1 protein-coding gene is annotated in these 219 nt (G+C 37.4%); it reads left to right on the top strand.

Features of this window, described 5'->3' with window-relative positions; all coding sequences use genetic code 11:
• A partial coding sequence (locus NHF47_RS17340) for a SprB repeat-containing protein (protein ID WP_252766129.1) occupies nt 1–219 on the top strand: 219 nt, incomplete at both ends.

Raw genomic sequence — 219 nt, 5'->3', positions numbered from 1 at the left:
CTTTTACAGTAACTGAGCCTTCAGTTTTAACAGCAAGTTATACCAAGACAGATAGTAGTTGTTTTGGTTTGAACAATGGAAGTATCAATCTTACCCCAAGTGGCGGTACTCCGAGTTATACTTTTTCGTGGCGAAACGAGCAAAATCAAGTCATAGCAACCACTCAAAATATAAATAATCTAGCACCAGGTACGTATTCTTGTGTTATTACCGATACAA

It is taken from the genome of Flavobacterium sp. NRK F7 (assembly GCF_024054195.1).
GTDB lineage: Bacteria > Bacteroidota > Bacteroidia > Flavobacteriales > Flavobacteriaceae > Flavobacterium.
The sequence above is the reverse complement of the archived record's forward strand: the minus strand, read 5'-3'. Positions and strand labels throughout refer to the sequence as shown.